This is a genomic window from Kitasatospora sp. MBT66, from assembly GCF_000710405.2.
In the GTDB taxonomy this organism is placed as follows: Bacteria; Actinomycetota; Actinomycetes; order Streptomycetales; family Streptomycetaceae; genus Kitasatospora; species Kitasatospora purpeofusca.
Window position 1 is genome coordinate 825,987 of record NZ_JAIY01000010.1, and the last position, 282, is coordinate 826,268.

1 pseudogene is annotated in these 282 nt (G+C 77.0%); it reads right to left on the reverse strand.

Going from position 1 to position 282, the window contains the following annotated elements:
• Positions 1 to 21: 21 nt before the first annotated feature.
• Positions 22 to 282 (reverse strand): annotated as a pseudogene (locus BI06_RS53885) (cysteine desulfurase); the annotation flags it as partial.

Sequence of the window (282 nt, forward strand, 5' to 3'; positions counted from 1 at the left end):
GCGACGGTCCTCGACGGGGCCTCAGCCCTCCCGGCGGGTGTCCGCGACGCAGCGGCCGCCCTCGTTCCGGTAGCTCCACGCCGCGCCGTCCGTGACCAGCTCGCGGACGGCGGTCAGGAACCGGTCCACGTGCTCGTCCGGGGTGCCGGCGCCGAAGCTCACCCGGATCGCGTTCAGGCTGCGCTCGCCCGGCAGCGAGGCCTCCGGCGCGCCGCACTCCGAGGGCGCGGCCTCCTCGTCGCCGAGCAGGGTACGCACCAGCGGGTGGGCGCAGAACAGGCC